Annotated in this window: 20 protein-coding genes; 10 read left to right on the forward strand and 10 right to left on the reverse strand. The window is 35.2% G+C overall.

The features are described from left to right. Window positions 1-17: 17 nt before the first annotated feature. From H7F21_RS07230 to H7F21_RS07240, 3 genes are read right to left on the reverse strand one after another with little or no spacing between them, the layout of a single operon-like run. The gene (locus H7F21_RS07230; protein WP_185788605.1) at window positions 18-551 is read right to left on the reverse strand and encodes an RsmD family RNA methyltransferase; all 534 of its coding nucleotides are present in this window, start codon (window positions 549-551) and stop codon (window positions 18-20) included. Beyond that, complete coding sequence (locus tag H7F21_RS07235) at window positions 551-1,366, reverse strand: DUF3822 family protein (RefSeq protein ID WP_185788606.1); 816 nt, start codon at window positions 1,364-1,366, stop codon at window positions 551-553. The genes H7F21_RS07230 and H7F21_RS07235 overlap by 1 nt, the downstream gene beginning before the upstream one ends. 2 nt (window positions 1,367-1,368) lie before the next feature. Further along, window positions 1,369-2,094, reverse strand: coding sequence for a hypothetical protein (locus H7F21_RS07240; RefSeq protein ID WP_185788607.1), 726 nt, complete (start codon window positions 2,092-2,094; stop codon window positions 1,369-1,371). A gap of 156 nt (window positions 2,095-2,250) precedes the next feature. On the opposite strand from H7F21_RS07240, the gene H7F21_RS07245 reads away from it, so the two are divergent. From H7F21_RS07245 to H7F21_RS07270, 6 genes are read left to right on the forward strand one after another with little or no spacing between them, the layout of a single operon-like run. After that, entirely contained in the window at window positions 2,251-3,693 is a 1,443-nt protein-coding gene (locus tag H7F21_RS07245; RefSeq protein ID WP_185788608.1) for an ATP-dependent DNA helicase, read from the forward strand. Window positions 3,694-3,697: 4 nt separating this feature from the next. Then, a complete protein-coding gene (locus H7F21_RS07250; RefSeq protein ID WP_185788609.1) occupies window positions 3,698-4,273 on the forward strand; it encodes a DUF4126 domain-containing protein in 576 nt (191 codons plus the stop codon). Window positions 4,274-4,321: 48 nt separating this feature from the next. Further along, complete coding sequence (kdsB, locus tag H7F21_RS07255; RefSeq protein ID WP_185789203.1) at window positions 4,322-5,035, forward strand: 3-deoxy-manno-octulosonate cytidylyltransferase; 714 nt, start codon at window positions 4,322-4,324, stop codon at window positions 5,033-5,035. Then, complete coding sequence (locus H7F21_RS07260; protein WP_185788610.1) at window positions 5,026-5,736, forward strand: HAD family hydrolase; 711 nt, start codon at window positions 5,026-5,028, stop codon at window positions 5,734-5,736. Before kdsB ends, H7F21_RS07260 begins: the two co-directional genes overlap by 10 nt. 40 nt (window positions 5,737-5,776) lie before the next feature. Then, window positions 5,777-6,859, forward strand: coding sequence for an iron-containing alcohol dehydrogenase family protein (locus H7F21_RS07265; RefSeq protein ID WP_185789204.1), 1,083 nt, complete (start codon window positions 5,777-5,779; stop codon window positions 6,857-6,859). A 1-nt stretch (window position 6,860) separates the two neighbouring features. Further along, window positions 6,861-7,409, forward strand: a complete 549-nt coding sequence (locus tag H7F21_RS07270; protein WP_185788611.1) for a 1-acyl-sn-glycerol-3-phosphate acyltransferase — start codon at window positions 6,861-6,863, stop codon at window positions 7,407-7,409. Here H7F21_RS07270 and H7F21_RS07275 read toward each other — a convergent pair whose 3' ends face one another. The 5 genes from H7F21_RS07275 to H7F21_RS07295 form a co-directional block, all read right to left on the reverse strand. Continuing rightward, on the reverse strand, window positions 7,410-7,823 hold the full coding sequence (locus tag H7F21_RS07275; protein WP_185788612.1) for a DUF3052 family protein: 414 nt from the start codon (window positions 7,821-7,823) through the stop codon (window positions 7,410-7,412). Between the two features lie 127 nt (window positions 7,824-7,950). Further along, entirely contained in the window at window positions 7,951-8,427 is a 477-nt protein-coding gene (locus H7F21_RS07280; protein WP_185788613.1) for a nuclear transport factor 2 family protein, read from the reverse strand. Between the two features lie 164 nt (window positions 8,428-8,591). Continuing rightward, a complete protein-coding gene (locus H7F21_RS07285; RefSeq protein WP_185788614.1) occupies window positions 8,592-9,563 on the reverse strand; it encodes a sodium-dependent bicarbonate transport family permease in 972 nt (323 codons plus the stop codon). 43 nt (window positions 9,564-9,606) lie between these two features. Then, window positions 9,607-9,918: a hypothetical protein gene (locus H7F21_RS07290; RefSeq protein ID WP_185788615.1), complete on the reverse strand. Its 312-nt coding sequence runs from the start codon at window positions 9,916-9,918 to the stop codon at window positions 9,607-9,609. Window positions 9,919-9,951: 33 nt separating this feature from the next. Then, window positions 9,952-10,173, reverse strand: a complete 222-nt coding sequence (locus H7F21_RS07295) for a hypothetical protein (RefSeq protein WP_185788616.1) — start codon at window positions 10,171-10,173, stop codon at window positions 9,952-9,954. 109 nt (window positions 10,174-10,282) lie between these two features. Between H7F21_RS07295 and H7F21_RS07300 the strand changes: the two genes are divergently transcribed. Then, complete coding sequence (locus H7F21_RS07300; protein WP_185788617.1) at window positions 10,283-11,206, forward strand: LysR family transcriptional regulator; 924 nt, start codon at window positions 10,283-10,285, stop codon at window positions 11,204-11,206. Here the strand turns inward: H7F21_RS07300 and H7F21_RS07305 are convergent. Then, window positions 11,203-12,297: a heparan-alpha-glucosaminide N-acetyltransferase domain-containing protein gene (locus H7F21_RS07305; protein WP_185788618.1), complete on the reverse strand. Its 1,095-nt coding sequence runs from the start codon at window positions 12,295-12,297 to the stop codon at window positions 11,203-11,205. The genes H7F21_RS07300 and H7F21_RS07305 overlap by 4 nt on opposite strands. Window positions 12,298-12,445: 148 nt before the next feature. Continuing rightward, a complete protein-coding gene (locus tag H7F21_RS07310; RefSeq protein ID WP_185788619.1) occupies window positions 12,446-12,871 on the reverse strand; it encodes a carboxypeptidase-like regulatory domain-containing protein in 426 nt (141 codons plus the stop codon). Window positions 12,872-13,071: 200 nt separating this feature from the next. Between H7F21_RS07310 and H7F21_RS07315 the strand changes: the two genes are divergently transcribed. Genes H7F21_RS07315 through H7F21_RS07325 form a run of 3 tightly spaced genes read left to right on the forward strand, consistent with a single transcriptional unit; the run spans window position 13,072 to window position 16,418 of the window. Next, entirely contained in the window at window positions 13,072-14,457 is a 1,386-nt protein-coding gene (locus tag H7F21_RS07315) for an alanine/glycine:cation symporter family protein (protein ID WP_185788620.1), read from the forward strand. Next, window positions 14,447-14,698 carry a DUF4212 domain-containing protein gene (locus H7F21_RS07320; protein WP_185788621.1) on the forward strand — a complete coding sequence of 84 codons (252 nt, stop codon included), beginning with the start codon at window positions 14,447-14,449 and terminating at the stop codon, window positions 14,696-14,698. The genes H7F21_RS07315 and H7F21_RS07320 overlap by 11 nt, the downstream gene beginning before the upstream one ends. Window positions 14,699-14,717: 19 nt before the next feature. Next, the gene (locus H7F21_RS07325; RefSeq protein WP_185789205.1) at window positions 14,718-16,418 is read left to right on the forward strand and encodes a sodium:solute symporter family protein; all 1,701 of its coding nucleotides are present in this window, start codon (window positions 14,718-14,720) and stop codon (window positions 16,416-16,418) included. Window positions 16,419-16,441 lie beyond the last annotated feature (23 nt).

Below are 16,441 nucleotides of genomic sequence, written 5' to 3' on the forward strand. Positions count from 1 at the left end.
TGTTTCTAGAATTTTAACTATTCAAAAAAACTAAAAGCATTACCGCCATAATTCTTAGTATGCGAATACCGTTCCATATCACTCAAATCGGTATGTTTGGAATGCTCAACAATAACCAATCCATCGTCTTCTAACAATTCATTTTTAAATATGAGGTCAGGTATTTTTGCAAATAATTCGCCATCAAAGTTATAAGGTGGATCCGCAAAGATGATGCTGTGTTTTTGTTTAGAATGTTGTAAAAATTTAAATACATCACTTTTAATGGTGTGTATAGGCATGTTAAAGGACTCTGCTGTCTCATTAATAAATTTGATACAGCCATAATTGTCATCAACTGCTGTAATTTGCTCAGTACCACGAGAAGCAAATTCATAGCTTATGTTGCCGGTTCCTGCAAACAAATCTAGTACAGAGATATCATCGAAATAATATTGGTTATTGAGGATGTTGAACAAGGCCTCTTTCGCCATATCGGTAGTTGGCCTTACAGGTAGTTTCTTAGGCGCCAATATTTTTCTGCCCTTATGAGAACCAGAAATTATACGCATTAAAAGGAATTTAGTATTAAATAGTAATGATGTAACTCATAGCGTTTTTGATCGGTAACAACATCCGAAAACTTATAATTGTAATTGGATTCTACAATACTCACATGTCTGACATAAGTGTAAAGAATGTTGAAGAGTTTATCATCCTTATCTATTAAACCGCTTAGAATCACTGGCATTGATTCTACATCGAGCTGTAGTTGCTCAAAAACAAATAATACATAATAGATGAAATCTTCTTTACTGTGGTATTCAAAACTATTGAACAGCTGGAGTTTCCCATTATGAACTACTAGTACCTCCAATGTCATTTTATTGACATTAATAAAGATCTTGGATTTATCAGATGCTTGATCTTCCCCTAATATGGTTTCGATTAGAAGTGTAGAGGAGTGTTTATAGACAAATTCACCAAAGGTGTCAAAAATGTAATTATTGATGTTTACATAAGGTATATAGACATTAACACTATTGTTGATGCTAATTTCATCATGTGTGATATAATCGGTTTTTAAAATTTTAGCATTGAATTTTAGGTAATCTACTTTTTGCCTCTCATCGTATAAACTCTTAGGGACAACCGTAGATAATTCATTCTGGTGGGTCACCGTAACCGTGCGAAATTCATCAGAAAAAACCGCACTCGCGCTTAGTTCTGTCTTAAGGCGATGTAAGGCATCAAAAGGAGTAAGCTTACTTTGAAAATCAATTTTATTTAAATATTCAATAGTATTAGTGCTCCTATTTAGAATGCAAAAAGAAAGCCCATTCAAACTTACTTGAATGGACAATTCTTTGTTAGTATTTTGTTTCAAAATTATTCCTTGGTTGAAAGGTCTTTACCCCAATTTCCGCTCGTGTTTACTTCTTCCATAGATCCAATTTTAACAGTAGGACCCTTAACACCAGCTATTGAGAAAACTTGCTTTTCTTTGTCAATGAGATATTTTTCTTGACCATCTAATACGATAGCCTTATCAACACTAGCTTCGAATACTGGGATATCGTCTAGCTTGCCAGCTTGTAATTTGAACTGAGCACCATCTTTACCAACACCAACATCGGCCATACTTTTAAAACGATTGTCTCCTTTAAAGATAGAATCTTTAACTGTGTAATAACTTAGTGTATCAATAAGTGTAATGGTCTTCATGGTTTCAACACCACCGAAAGCACGGGTTCTTTCTTCATCTAAAATTAGTGTATCGCGTCTTTGCGTAATTGGTACTTTGCCATTTTCTACAAAATTAATCAGCTTGTTAAAGTCTCCCGCATATTCACCATTAACTTCTTTATATGCTAATTGCGAATCTCTAATATCCACTAATCGATCGATAACAACTTTATAGCGCTCAACTTTAAGTTTGTTGAATTTAATTTCTTCATATACGGACATGAAAGTCATATAGCCCAAGAAAATAATTAATATCCAAAGTAAAATGTTGATAATGGGTTTTAATTTTTTGGGAACAAATTTGTCAATTAACCAAACAATACCAATGGTTAATAAAATAATAACTACAATCGCTATAATTACTTTCATATTCGGAGTATATTAATTAAGGTCTCACGCAAATCTACAATTTTTTTTTGTTCGTAAAAACTATCTAAATAAAAATCACATAAAATTGCAGATGCGATCACTATAATTCATCCTAGAACTTAGAATAATGGTATATTGTTCCATATTTTTATACGTATGATACCCAATGCTTCTGCATTCTATTCGTTGCTGAAATCTAAATTTCCATTTCAACCTACATCCAAACAAGATATGGTGTTGATGCAGCTATCACAGTTTATTTTTAACACCTCCTCAAACTCCATATATCTATTAAAAGGTTATGCAGGTACAGGTAAGACCAGTATAATAGGCACTATAGTTTCAAATTTGTGGGAAGCAAAAAAGAGTGCGGTGCTTTTGGCGCCTACTGGAAGGGCAGCAAAGGTAATTTCTAACTATTCTAAAAAGGAGGCATTCACTATTCATAAAAAAATATATTTTCCTAAAAAGGAAAAGGGTGGTGGTGTAAAGTTTGTGATGCAACCCAATAAACACCGGAATACTATTTTTATTGTTGATGAAGCTTCTATGATACCGGATGTACCCTCTGATTCTAAACTTTTTGAAAATGGATCACTTTTAGATGATTTAATGCAATATGTGTATTCTGGTCATCAGTGTAAATTACTCTTAATTGGAGACAAGGCGCAATTACCACCTATAAAGTCTGATCTAAGTCCAGCATTGGATGCCGACAAATTAAGCTTAAACTTCAACAAGGAAGTTTCTGGTATCGAACTCGATGAAGTTGTAAGGCAAGAACAAGACTCTGGTATTCTCGAGAATGCCACCGAGTTAAGAGCGGTTTTAGAATCTAACTTTTACGATAGTTTTAAATTTAGTGTAAGTCCTTACAAGGATATTGTGCGTTTAATAGATGGTCATGAAATTATGGACGCCATCAATGATGCTTATAGTAATGAGGGTTATGAGGAAACAGCAATTATCGTTAGAAGTAACAAGCGAGCCAATCAATACAATCAACAAATAAGACAACGTATTTTATTTAATGACAGTGAGTTGTCTGCCGGAGACTATCTTATGGTAGTAAAGAATAATTACTTTTGGATTAAGCCCACAAGCGAAGCAGGTTTTATCGCTAATGGTGATATTATTGAGGTTTTGGAGATATTCAACATTAAAGAATTATATGGTTTTAAATTTGCAGAAGTAAAAGTGAAAATGGTCGATTATCCTCGAATGTCACCTTTTGAAACGGTCCTACTTTTAGATACCATTGCTGCGGAAAGCGCATCGTTAAGCTATGAAGAATCAAATCGCCTATATCAAGAAGTAGCTAAGGACTATGCCGATGAAAAATCGAATTATAAGCGATTTATGGGGGTAAAGAATAATAAGTACTTTAATGCTCTGCAGGTGAAATTTTCTTATGCCATCACTTGTCATAAATCGCAAGGGGGTCAATGGAATACCATTTTTGTTGAGCAGCCTTATTTGCCAAATGGGATGGATAAGGATTATATACGTTGGTTATATACTGCTGTAACCAGAGCAAAAGAAAAACTATATTTAATTGGTTTCAAAGATGACATGTTTACGGAAAATCATTTAAATTAGAGGAATGACCATAGAAACCGTGTTAAGTATCTTTTTAGGAATAGGATTGGCAGCATCTGCCGGTTTTAGGGTGTTTTTACCACTTTTCGCTTTAAGTTTGGCATCCTATTTTGATGTTTGGGAGCTCAACGAATCTTGGTCATGGATTGGAGGTACTGCAGCGCTAGTCACTTTAGGAATTGCAACTCTGGTAGAAATAGTAGCGTATTATATCCCACTAATAGATAATGCCTTGGATACTATTGCCGTTCCATTGGCAACAGTGGCAGGCACAGCGGTGATGGTATCTACAATGGTGGATTTAAGTCCTGTAATTACTTGGACATTGGCCATAATTGCTGGAGGCGGAACGGCTGCTGCAATCAAAGGATCTGCAGGAGCAACACGATTAGGTTCTACTGTTTCTACTGCTGGTATTGCAAACCCTTTGGTTTCTACTGTAGAGACTGTGACTGCTATAATAATGTCCATTATATCCATCTTTATACCTGTACTAGCTATAATTTTGGTGATACTCATTTTTTATGCTGTATTTAGGCTTTACAAAAAGTTAACACCTAATAAGCCAAAATCATCGTAAAACCTTATTTTTGATTTTATCTAAAATAGATACATGAAAATCATATCCATGATACCAGCACGATACAGTGCTTCTCGATTTCCAGGAAAGCTTATGCAGAATTTAGTTGGTAAGTCGGTTATTCTTAGGACGTATGAAGCGACAGTCGCTACAAAGCTTTTTAGCGAAGTTTACGTAGTCACTGATAGTGATATTATTTTTAATGAAATAGTAAGTAATGGTGGTAAAGCCATTATGAGCAAAACGGAACACGAGTCGGGAAGTGATAGGATTGCTGAGGCTGTGGCAGATGTAGAATGTGATATCGTGGTTAATGTACAAGGAGATGAACCCTTTACGGAGCGTGAAAGTCTCCGTAAGGTTTTGGAAGTATTTAAAGATGATGAAGCAAAGGAAATTGATTTGGCATCTCTAATGGTTGAAATAACGGATTGGGAAGAAATCAATAATCCGAATACGGTAAAAGTTATTGTAGATCAGAATAATTTTGCGCTATATTTTTCAAGAAGTCCAATTCCATTTCCAAGGGATAAAGAAGTAGGAGCGCGTTACTTTAAGCATAAAGGTATATATGCGTTTAGGAAAGAAGCATTACTGGATTTTACCGTGATGCCAATGCAGTTTCTTGAAGCAACCGAGAAGATTGAATGTATTCGCTATTTGGAATATGGAAAACGAATTAAGATGGTTGAAACCCAAGTGCAAGGTGTTGAAATAGATACACCAGAGGATCTAGAAAGGGCAAAGCGATTGTGGAAGTAGATTATGCAAACATAAAGGTAATTGGTTTTGATGCAGATGATACGTTATGGGTCAACGAAACGTATTTTAGGGAAGCTGAAGAAGAGGTCGGTAGATTGTTATCGCACTATGAAACACCAAATAAGATTGACCAAGAGCTTTTTAGAATGGAGATTAAAAACCTTCCGACTTACGGTTATGGCGTAAAAGGTTTTGTATTGTCCATGATAGAGTTGGCTATTGAATTATCCAATAGTTCGGTTTCAAATGACATCATTTCTAAAATGTTGGATATTGGTAAGGACATGATTAATAAGCCAATTGAGTTACTTGATGGTGTAGAGCAAGTATTGAAATCATTATCTAAAGACTATAGATTGATTTTAGCTACCAAAGGTGATTTATTAGATCAAGAGCGAAAGTTGGAAAAATCCGGTTTGTTACAATATTTTCATCATATTGAAGTATTAAGTGAAAAGCAAGAGGCAAATTACAAGAAGCTTTTAAGACATTTAGATATAAATCCGTCTGAATTTTTAATGGTAGGTAATTCACTTAAATCCGATATTTTGCCACTGGTCAATATAGGAGCACAGGCCATACATGTTCCATTTCATACGACTTGGCAACACGAAAAAGTCACCAAAAAAGAAACCAATGGTATGGAATATAAAACCGTTGATAGTCTAAGTGAAATTTTAAAATTATTTAAAGGCAAATAAATAAACTAAGTTTTTATTTTTGTCAAAGATTAAAGAGTTAATGATATATAAGAATTATCCGATGGTGTCCAGAGTAGTTTTTGGGCGCGGAAGTTTTAATCAGCTAGATGAAATTCTGTCGCCAAAGCGCATTGGACGCAATGCACCATTTATTTTTTATGTTGATGACGTTTTTAAGGGCAATCATTGGTTGACTTCTAGAATAACTTTGTCGTATAAGGATAAAATTATTTATGTACCTACCAAAGAGGAGCCTAAAACATCGCAAATAGATAAATATGTTGAAGATATAATTCTTGAATATAGCGAACTCCCATCAGGTATTATAGGCATTGGTGGAGGTATTGTTATGGATATTGCAAAAGCGGTATCCTTAATGTTAACAAACCAAGGAGAATCCAAAGATTATCAAGGCTGGGATTTAATAAAGAATCCTGCAATTTATCATGTAGGTATTCCAACAATTTCTGGTACAGGTGCCGAAGTTTCCAGAACGACTATTCTAACTGGTCCAGAGCGTAAATTAGGCATAAACAGCGATCACACACCTTTTGATCAAGTAATATTAGATCCGGAGCTTACGAAAGGCGTTCCGAAAGATCAGTGGTTTTATACAGGTATGGATTGCTTTGTACATTGTGTAGAATCGCTTAACGGTACTTTTCTTAATGCGTTTAGCCAAAGCTATGGTGAAAAAGCATTTGAGCTTTGCCAAGAGATATTTTTAAGAGACGAACTAACTTTGGAAGAAGCTCAAGACAAGTTGATGATGGCGTCTTGGCACGGTGGTATGAGTATTGCTTATTCACAGGTTGGCGTAGCGCATGCAATGAGCTACGGTTTAAGCTATTTACTAGGCATAAAGCATGGTATAGGTAATTGTATAGTATTTGATCACTTAGATGAATATTATCCCAATGGCGTAGCCATGTTCAAGGAAATGAAAGTCAAGCATAATATTGAATTGCCTCAAGGTATTTGTGCCCATTTGGAAGAAGATCAATTTGATACTATGATTGATGTTGCCCTGAGCTTAGAACCACTTTGGGAAAATGCTATCGGCAAAAATTGGAAAACTAAGATTACCCGACAAAAGCTTCTGGAGCTCTACAAAAAAATGTAAGATGCGCTGGTTGGCAAAATTCATCTATTTTAAATTGCTCGGCTGGAAAGTTGTGGGCAACACGGATTTTTCAAAAGACACTATTAAGAAAGCCGTTATTATTGCGGTACCACATACGAGTTGGCACGATTTCTACATGGGCTTGCTTTTAAGAAAAGTTGTGGATGTAAAAACAAATTTTGTTGGGAAAAAGGAACTCTTCAAATGGCCTTTTGGTTATTATTTTAAAGCAGTAGGCGGAAGAGCATTAGACCGAACCTCGGGCCAGAATAAGGTAGAGCAGATTTCGAAACTTTTTCAGGATGAAGATGAATTTAGATTAACTCTGGCACCAGAAGGCACTAGGAAAAAAGTCAAAGAATGGAAAACAGGCTTTTACTACATTGCTAAAGCGGCAAATGTGCCTATAATTATGTTCACGCTCGATTTTAAAAATAAGCAGAACAAGGTTTCTGAACCCTTTTACCCAACGGATGATATAGAAGCCGATTTTAAATATATGTATAACTTTTATCAGGGCGTGGAAGGCAAGATAAAAGCATATAGTTAGTTATGTTCTGTCTTTTAAGCGATACATAAACTTAAGACCGCTCCAATCTTCATCAATAGCACAAACTTTAATGTCAACTAAACCAATCTTTAAGACTTCTGCTCTTACACTTTCTCTATTGATATCTGATGTAATTTTTGAAGTTCCCTTTGGCCAGCTTACCCATAATATGCCATTTTGATTTAAATACGGCTTCAAATTTTTGATAGTGTCTTGTAATGCTTCTCTTGAAGTGAAAAAAGCATGAATAAAATCAATGGATTCAGATTTTGGAGACCTTATAAACACTAAGTCTTTCGGAAGAATATCAAATAGATTTGTATAGTCATCGGGCTCATCATGGAGATAAATTTTATAACCTGCTTTTAAGCCTAGTTTTTTTGCCAATGGTGTCTTAGAATAGCCCGAACTCATTTCAAACTTTAATTGTAATTAACATGATTTTTGGCACAAGATTTGTACTAAGTATTGTGCAATGAAACATAAAGTAAACTTTTAAGTCCCTAAAAAGAAACATTGTTATTGAAAAAGCTGTCTTTTCCTATGGAGATAGCTTTTTTTCTTCAATAAACTTATCCAACAAATAATTGGTTTGAGATTGTAGTTTGGTTTTAAAGTAGCGTGTATGGCCAATTATAAAACCTTTGAATCCCATCGCCTGTTTTGCCCATTTATGAAGATTGAATGTATCTGTATGCTTAAGAATTAATCCGTCTTTTAAGTCAAATTGGGCATCAATCTTATTATGCACAGATCTACCAGTTTTGCTGAATTTATAAAAAGCTTCCCAATGTGCAGCGCCACTTGTCTCATCTGCTTTTATATTTGAGGCGATAACCTTAAAGTCTTTTCCTTTTTGGGATGCACATAACATTTGCCACATGGCTTTAGCTTTGTCTCCTCTTAAAATCCCAAAGGCTGGATCTTCAAATACGATATTGTCATGATAACAAGAACACATCGTTTCTGAATCAAGATTGCTGAAAGCATTATAAAACTTGGCGACTACATTTTCCATAGATAATTTATTTTCCAAAAGCTTAAAACCAATTACCCTGTTTAGCAAATAACTAGTCTTTGTTATAAAGGTAATTAATATATTTTAGGATAAATATGTTAATTACTAAGGAAAAGAAAAGGCTTCTGATTTTCAGAAGCCTTTATAATGATAAGTGTTATAACTTAAAAGATACTGCATGCTTGAATAATACAGAGGTATAGCGGCATACCCAAGGTAATATTAAATGGAAATGTTATTGCCAAAGCCATTGGTAAATATAAACTTGGATTTGCTTTTGGTACTGCAATTCTCATGGCTGCCGGAACTGCGATGTATGAAGCACTGGCTGCGAGTATGGCGAAGAGTAAACGGTTACCTTCACTATCTGTAAATACAGAGCTTATTACAGCTACTAAGCTGCCATTAATAATTGGTATAACAACGGCAAATATTAATGCAAACCAACCTTTCTTTAAAAATGCAGATAGTTTCTTACCACTAGTAATACCCATGTCCAGTAAGAAGACGGCTAGGAATCCCTTGAATATATCTGTGGTAAAAGGTTTAATCCCTTGAGCCTGTTGTTCGCTTGCAAGAAAACCTACTACCAAGCTTCCTAAAATCAAAAGTACACTGCCATTGGTAAGCGCATGTTTTACGACTTTACCCATTGAGATTTTTATGGCATTTTCTTTATCATAAATAGAAATAAGTAGTAGACCTATTATGATAGAGGGTGCTTCCATCAAGGCCATTACAGCAACCATATGACCTCCAAAACTAATTTGCTCAATTTCCAAGAAAGAGATAGCGGTTACAAATGTTACTGCACTAACTGAGCCATAAGAAGCTGCAATAGCACCAGCGTTGGCCACATTGAACTTTCTTCTCAATATAAAGTACGTATAAACGGGTACAATGAGCGCTAAAAAAATGCCAAACAAAAGCGACCAAATTATTTCTAAATTAAGGTCGCTATGTGAGAGTTCCTGTCCGCCTTTAAATCCTATCGATAAAAGTAAGTACAGTGATATAAATTTAGAAGAGTTGGGAGGTATTTCTAAATCACTTTTAAGCTGTACAGCTAGTATGCCGAGAAAAAAGAATAAGAGGGCAGGATTCGTTAAGTTATCGAATAATAAATGTAAGTCCATTAAACTAATTATTGCAAGAACGAATCTATCCTTGGCCGTTTTACTATTTTACGAAGGAAATGTTCAGCGTGCCGTTTATGACTACGTTATAACCTTCCTTTCGAGCTATAGTAATATAATCTTTGGCGATTTGTTTTTCGTTTAATAATTCTTGGATACGATTATTTTCATAAGTAGTGTCTGCATCTTCACAACCCTCACAGACTCTTAATTTTTGAAGTTTATGAAAGTTAACTTTCTGTTCTATAAGTACATTTACAATGTGGTTAGCTTCGGAAGGCGTAAATAGACCTTCTACTAGTTGTACTTCTTGAGTTGCTTTTTCTACGTTTGTGTTTGTTTTGGTAATTGACATAATTCTTTTGTTTTAATAGTTGTTTGTTTATGATTAATTTGAACCCATGAGTTTTACAATGGCAACACATGAAACGATAAAGCTACATATGGCAATGTGCTCCATAAAAACGTTGTCATTCATATAAGACATGGTTAATAAGCCTGTTAGCGCTAATATTGTTAATGCTGCGCCTGCCTTTGTTCTTCTAGCAGATTTGTCAGTATCTGTATTTCGCATTCCCTTAATTGTAGCATTAGAATCTAATCTTGACATATTAAATAGATGTTTATTTGATTAATAAAAATTTATTATGATGCAAAATTGAAACAAATATTTTATTTATTTTTATATATATTTTTAATAGTATATATAAACAAAACTTATGAATTATACCTTGCATCAACTTCAGATTTTCTTAAAGATTACACAACTAAAGAGTATCACAAAGGCATCTGAGGCTCTTTTTTTAAGCCAACCAGCCGTATCTATCCAGTTGAAAAAATTTCAAGATCAATTCTCTATTCCATTGACAGAAGTTGTTGGAAGACAATTGTATGTTACTGATTTTGGATGGGAAATAGCTGAAGCAGCTCAAAAGATCATTAACGAAGTTCAAGCCATTAACTATAAAACGATGTCGTTTAAAGGGCAAATTGCAGGTAGATTAAAAATATCCGTGGTGTCGACTGGTAAATATGTAATGCCCTATTTTTTGACAGACTTTACCAACCAAAATCAAGGTGTTGATTTAATCATGGACGTTACCAATAAAACAAGTGTTATTAAAAGTTTGGAAAACAATGAAGTCGATTTTTCTCTAGTATCTGTTGTTCCAGATCAGCTGAATCTTGATAGGGTAGAGCTCATGGAAAACAAGCTTTATTTGGTTGGCGGCACCAAGGAAAAGTTTAATAAAAATATCGCGAAAGCCAAAATTTTTGAAACCTATCCCATGTTATATCGCGAGGATGGTTCAGCAACACGAAACGCTATGGAGTCATTCATTACGAGTCGTAATATATCCAATCCAAAAAAGATGGAATTAACATCTAACGAAGCTTTGAAGCAAGCGGTTATTGCAGGTTTAGGTTATTCCATTATGCCTTTAATAGGTATAAAAAATGAACTCAAGAATGGTGACTTACGAATTATTCCTTACAAAGGTTTACCCTTAGTGACTAACTGGAATTTAGTCTGGCAGAAGTCTAAAAACCTATCACCAACAGCCAAAGCGTATCTAGAATTTATTAAAGCTGAAAAACAGCGCATCATCGAAGAGAACTTTAATTGGTACGATCAATATTAGCGACTCTTAATTTTGTCAATAAGCTTACGAATACCAGAATAGATAAACATATTGGTTTTGGCGTAATAAAACGATATAAAACAAACCGTTGTTAAGAATAGGACGGCACCAATTATGGCTTGCCATGGTAAAAGGGTTTTACCAATAAGTTGATGCAGACCAATACCTGTAAAACTTCCATAAATAATGATGAAATGAATCACATATATGGACAGTGTTTTTTGCCCAATTTTAAGAATCAACGGTTGACTTATGTATTTTTCAAAAAGATAGAATATACCGAACAAAACCAATACGTTGCCCAATCTCGTAAATAAATAATTATACCATGCAACATCTTTTAATAGTTGAATATCTGTTAGGTAATATAGTTTCATCAGGACATAGGAAGATTTCAATATTAACAAAATACCAACGATAAAGAAACCTGCGACAATAGCGGTTTTAAATTTAGAACGTCCTAAATAGCGATAGAAAATAGTTGAGATAAATGCTCCAAAGCATATGTAACCAAACCATGGAATAATATTAAAAATAGAACCATAGTCCTTAGTTAGGTAATTAGAAAACAATTTGGGAATATTAGGTAAATCCAAATAGCGATATAAAGGCTCTGTTAAAAAAATCAAGATACCCAATAGTAATGTTAGTATGGAGAAAATCAAGGTTTTCTTAAACGTTAAATGGTAGATACAAACAATTAGAATCAAGGACAGACCAATGCATTGTAATACATCGACCACCAAAAAATAAATGCTGAACTTACCAAAAAGCCACTCAAAAATCGGTATGCGCAATAGATAACCAATACCAATAAGCATTAAACCTCGTATTAGTCCTTTACGCATACGTTGTTTTGTAGTGCCTTTATGTTTGGCCTTTATGAGAAGGTAAGAGAAAATCAATCCAGAAATTGTAAAAAATGTTGGTGCAGTGATACCTCTAAAGTATTCCCAAATCTGAAATACTGTGTTAGATTCATCTCTGTAGGATACATCAAGCAACGTATCAATAAAATGCCCTTGCAACATCATAAGAATGGCAAATGCACGTACAGCATCAATAAAATATAAACGTTGGGTAGTGCTCAATTATAGGTCGATTGAGTAGCAAATATAGGATTTAGAGAATTAATTGGCTTATTACAAGTCCTAATTATCGTCTTAGAATATGAATCGTAGTGCTTTGTTTTTTAATTGTTTTAAGATATACTTTTAGGATATGTTTTTATCTACGTTGTTAGTTACAGGGCTTATTTTCTCCAAATAAACCTTTTTCGATCGCCCTTTTATACTTCTTTCCGATTTCTTTATTTCTTTTGATATAATCTTTTAAATGTTCTTCTTTGGTTTCAAATTCTGCAATTATATCATCGAGTAGAATTATATTTAATATACAATGATTCAATACTTTAATGGTTTCTGATTCCTGGCCAATGCATTGAATTTTTAGAACTTTTGTGTCTTTTGGAAGGGTAATACTATAATTACCATTTTCATCCGAAGTAGTTTTAAACTGCATGTCCAAAGTATGGATAAACACTTTAGAAAGAGGTTCTAGATGTTCATTTAATACTTGACCACTAACAGTTTTTGTTTGGCCAAATAAATCAATAGGGCTAAAGAACAGAACAAGTACTGTTATAATTAATCTCAATTTACTCATACCTTATAACTAACAATTAGATAAAGTCAGTTGTCACTGACTTTATCATAAGATACTGAAACAATACTTCGACAGGCTTAGTATAGCAGTTCAACACAAATAAACGAAGTTAGATTTTTAAATTTTGTAAATCAACTACATACCATTTATTATTCAAAGAAATTATTAACAGTCCAAGGGATTTACTACTTTTAAGTCCAATGGATAAGCTTAACGATTTTACCGCTGCATTTTCGTCACTAGCCTGGGGGTTACCCTTGCTTATACTTTTGATAGGAGGAGGGTTGTACCTATTAATACGTTCTAGGTTTATACCGTTTCGGTATTTAGGACATGCCGTCAATGTTCTAAGAGGAAAATATGACGATCCCAATGACGCAGGACAAATCTCGCATTTTCAAGCCTTATCTACAGCATTATCCTCAACCATTGGTATGGGCAATATCGCAGGAGTGGCGTTAGCTATTTCTGTTGGTGGTCCTGGTGCCATGTTCTGGATGTGGGTAAGTGCCATTGTAGGAATGAGTACTAAATTCTTCACATCGACATTGGCAATTTTGTATAGAGGTAAGGATAGCAATGGTGAGTTACAAGGTGGTCCCATGTATTTTATCATGGAAGGCCTTGGTAAAAATTGGAAATTTTTGGCTGTGATGTTTAGTGTTTTTGGTATGATGGGCGCACTTCCGGTCGTGAATGTCAATCAACTAAAACAAGCCATAAACGATATCATTTTAATTCCAAATGGCGTAGAAGTGACCTTTAATACTAACCTCACCATTGCACTAGTTTTGGTGGTATTTACAAGCATGGTTATTCTTGGAGGATTGAAGCGAATTAGCAAATGGGCATCTAAGATGGTACCTTCCATGGTCATTTTGTATTTCATTTTGGTGATTATCATTCTTGTTATTAACTATGCCCAAGTACCAAAGTATTTAGCACTGATTGTAACTGACGCCTTTGCAGCAGACTATTTCCCTAAGGACAAGCCTTTCTTAGGAGGTGTTTTAGGGGCATTGATTCTACATGGTATTAAGCGTGGTGCGTTTTCTAATGAAGCAGGGCTCGGAACAGCACCTTTGGCACATGGCGCGGCAAAAACCGACGAACCCGTTAGAGAGGGTTTGGTGGCCATGCTCGGACCAGTGATAGATACATTGATAGTTTGCACGTTAACAGCTTTGGCTATATTGGTTACGGGTGTTTGGGAAACAGAAGGTGTAAATGGTGTAAGTTTAACAGCTTTGGCGTTTCAACAGGTATTGCCCTATGGACAGTATCTATTGATGATTTGTGTATTTTTCTTTAGTGTGTCTTCGCTTTTCAGTTATGCCTATTATGGTACCAAATGCATGTCATTTTTAATTGGCGCAGACAAAAAACATTACTACAATTATATATATATTCTAAGCATTATTCTTGCGGCAACGACACCGTTTGAAGCCATGATCAATTTTATTGATGGTGTTTTTGCCTTTATGGCCATACCAACAATGATTGCAACAATACTGTTAGCTCCAAGAGTGATAAAAGAATTACGGTCTTACATTGAACGTTTAAAAACCAGTAAATATGAACGCTAACGCTAAAGCCTATTGGCGCGATAATATTAAATATGTCCTAATCCTTTTGAGCATTTGGTTTATAGTCTCTTATGGTGCTGGGATTTTGTTTAAAGAACAACTCAATGCCATAAAAATTGGCGGATTTAAGTTAGGGTTTTGGTTCGCCCAACAGGGAGCGATGTATGTATTCGTAATCCTCATTTTTGTATACGTCAGATTAATGAATAAGCTCGATAAAAAATATGGCTATGATGAATAGTATCCTTTTCATGGCTCAGTTGGATGTGCAAACGTGGACTTATATCTTAGTTGGCATTACGTTTACATTGTATATAGGCATCGCTATTTGGTCTAGAGCTGGTTCTACAAAAGAGTTTTATGTCGCAGGAGGTGGTGTGTCACCACTGGCAAATGGTATGGCAACTGCTGCAGATTGGATGAGTGCTGCATCTTTTATTTCCATGGCTGGTATTATATCCTTCGCAGGATATGATGGTGCAGTATACCTTATGGGATGGACAGGTGGCTACGTACTTCTGGCATTACTTTTAGCACCGTATTTACGAAAGTTCGGGAAATTCACAGTTCCAGATTTTATTGGTGATCGTTATTATTCGAAAACGGCTAGAATAGTTGCTGTATTTTGTGCACTGTTGGTCTCTTTTACTTATGTTGCTGGACAAATGCGAGGTGTAGGTATTGTGTTTTCTAGATTTTTGGAGGTCGATATTAATACAGGTGTTATTATAGGCATGCTCATTGTTTTATTCTACGCTGTCTTAGGTGGCATGAAAGGTATAACCTATACACAGGTTGCACAATATTGCGTCTTAATATTTGCCTTTATGGTGCCAGCGATTTTTATTTCCATCCAAATGACAGGAAACCCAATTCCGCAATTAGGTTTTGGTTCAGAATTAAATGATGGCTCGGGCATCTATTTGTTGGATAAATTGGATGGTTTAAGTACCGAATTGGGATTTGCAGAATACACGGAAGGGTCTAAGTCCATGATAGATGTATTTGCTATCACTTTAGCCTTAATGGTGGGTACTGCAGGTTTGCCACATGTTATCGTTAGATTCTTTACCGTTAAGCGTGTAAAAGATGCACGTAAATCTGCTGGCATCGCATTGCTTCTCATAGTTATTCTTTACACCACTGCACCTGCAGTGGCCGTCTTTGCCAGAACAAATATGATTGAAACGGTTTCTAATCAACCTTATGCCAATGTACCAGAATGGTTTAAAAAATGGGAGACTACCGAACTTATAAAATTTGAAGATAAAAATAATGACGGCTTAATTAGTTACGTGGCTGATGAAGTCAAAAACGAGCTTACTGTAGATAGGGACATCATGGTTTTAGCTAATCCAGAAATAGCAAAACTACCTAATTGGGTAATTGCCTTAGTGGCAGCAGGTGGTTTGGCAGCTGCACTGTCTACTGCAGCAGGCTTATTGTTGGTGATTTCTTCTTCCGTATCCCATGATTTGATTAAGAAAATCATTAAACCCTCTATTTCAGAAAAAGGCGAGCTTATTGCCGCACGATTATCTGCTGTTGGAGCGGTTTGTGTTGCTGGTTACTTCGGAATCAATCCTCCTGGATTTGTAGCGGCAGTTGTGGCCTTGGCCTTTGGATTAGCAGCAGCCTCCTTTTTTCCAGCTATAATTCTTGGTATTTTTTATAAACGTATGAATAAAGAAGGGGCCATTGCTGGAATGGTGGTCGGCATAGTGAGTATGCTTCTATATATGATGAAATATAAGTTGGGCTGGTTCGATGCCGAATTGCCTGATAAAAGCGAGTGGTGGTTTGGAATTTCTCCGGAAGGTTTTGGAACTATTGCTATGATACTTAACTTTATGGTGTCCATTATAATAATGAAATTTACTAAAGCTCCACCTCAAGAGGTTCAACATATTGTCGAAGATATTAGAATACCAAGCGGGGCAAAGGAGGCTAGTCTACATTAAAAAGCCTCTTTATAAAGAAAGAA

The sequence above is a fragment of the Winogradskyella flava genome, assembly GCF_014243395.1.
In the GTDB taxonomy this organism is placed as follows: domain Bacteria; phylum Bacteroidota; class Bacteroidia; order Flavobacteriales; family Flavobacteriaceae; genus Winogradskyella; species Winogradskyella flava.

Excerpts from the sequence above, each read along its gene's own strand:
- H7F21_RS07230 (WP_185788605.1), bottom strand. The coding sequence starts at position 551 with ATGCGTATAATTTCTGGTTCTCATAAGGGCAGAAAAATATTGGCGCCT.
- H7F21_RS07240 (WP_185788607.1), bottom strand. The coding sequence starts at position 2,094 with ATGAAAGTAATTATAGCGATTGTAGTTATTATTTTATTAACCATTGGT.
- H7F21_RS07245 (WP_185788608.1), top strand. The coding sequence starts at position 2,251 with ATGATACCCAATGCTTCTGCATTCTATTCGTTGCTGAAATCTAAATTT.
- H7F21_RS07250 (WP_185788609.1), top strand. The coding sequence starts at position 3,698 with ATGACCATAGAAACCGTGTTAAGTATCTTTTTAGGAATAGGATTGGCA.
- kdsB (WP_185789203.1), top strand. The coding sequence starts at position 4,322 with ATGATACCAGCACGATACAGTGCTTCTCGATTTCCAGGAAAGCTTATG.
- H7F21_RS07265 (WP_185789204.1), top strand. The coding sequence starts at position 5,777 with ATGATATATAAGAATTATCCGATGGTGTCCAGAGTAGTTTTTGGGCGC.
- H7F21_RS07270 (WP_185788611.1), top strand. The coding sequence starts at position 6,861 with ATGCGCTGGTTGGCAAAATTCATCTATTTTAAATTGCTCGGCTGGAAA.
- H7F21_RS07275 (WP_185788612.1), bottom strand. The coding sequence starts at position 7,823 with ATGAGTTCGGGCTATTCTAAGACACCATTGGCAAAAAAACTAGGCTTA.
- H7F21_RS07280 (WP_185788613.1), bottom strand. The coding sequence starts at position 8,427 with ATGGAAAATGTAGTCGCCAAGTTTTATAATGCTTTCAGCAATCTTGAT.
- H7F21_RS07285 (WP_185788614.1), bottom strand. The coding sequence starts at position 9,563 with ATGGACTTACATTTATTATTCGATAACTTAACGAATCCTGCCCTCTTA.
- H7F21_RS07290 (WP_185788615.1), bottom strand. The coding sequence starts at position 9,918 with ATGTCAATTACCAAAACAAACACAAACGTAGAAAAAGCAACTCAAGAA.
- H7F21_RS07295 (WP_185788616.1), bottom strand. The coding sequence starts at position 10,173 with ATGTCAAGATTAGATTCTAATGCTACAATTAAGGGAATGCGAAATACA.
- H7F21_RS07300 (WP_185788617.1), top strand. The coding sequence starts at position 10,283 with ATGAATTATACCTTGCATCAACTTCAGATTTTCTTAAAGATTACACAA.
- H7F21_RS07310 (WP_185788619.1), bottom strand. The coding sequence starts at position 12,871 with ATGAGTAAATTGAGATTAATTATAACAGTACTTGTTCTGTTCTTTAGC.
- H7F21_RS07315 (WP_185788620.1), top strand. The coding sequence starts at position 13,072 with ATGGATAAGCTTAACGATTTTACCGCTGCATTTTCGTCACTAGCCTGG.
- H7F21_RS07320 (WP_185788621.1), top strand. The coding sequence starts at position 14,447 with ATGAACGCTAACGCTAAAGCCTATTGGCGCGATAATATTAAATATGTC.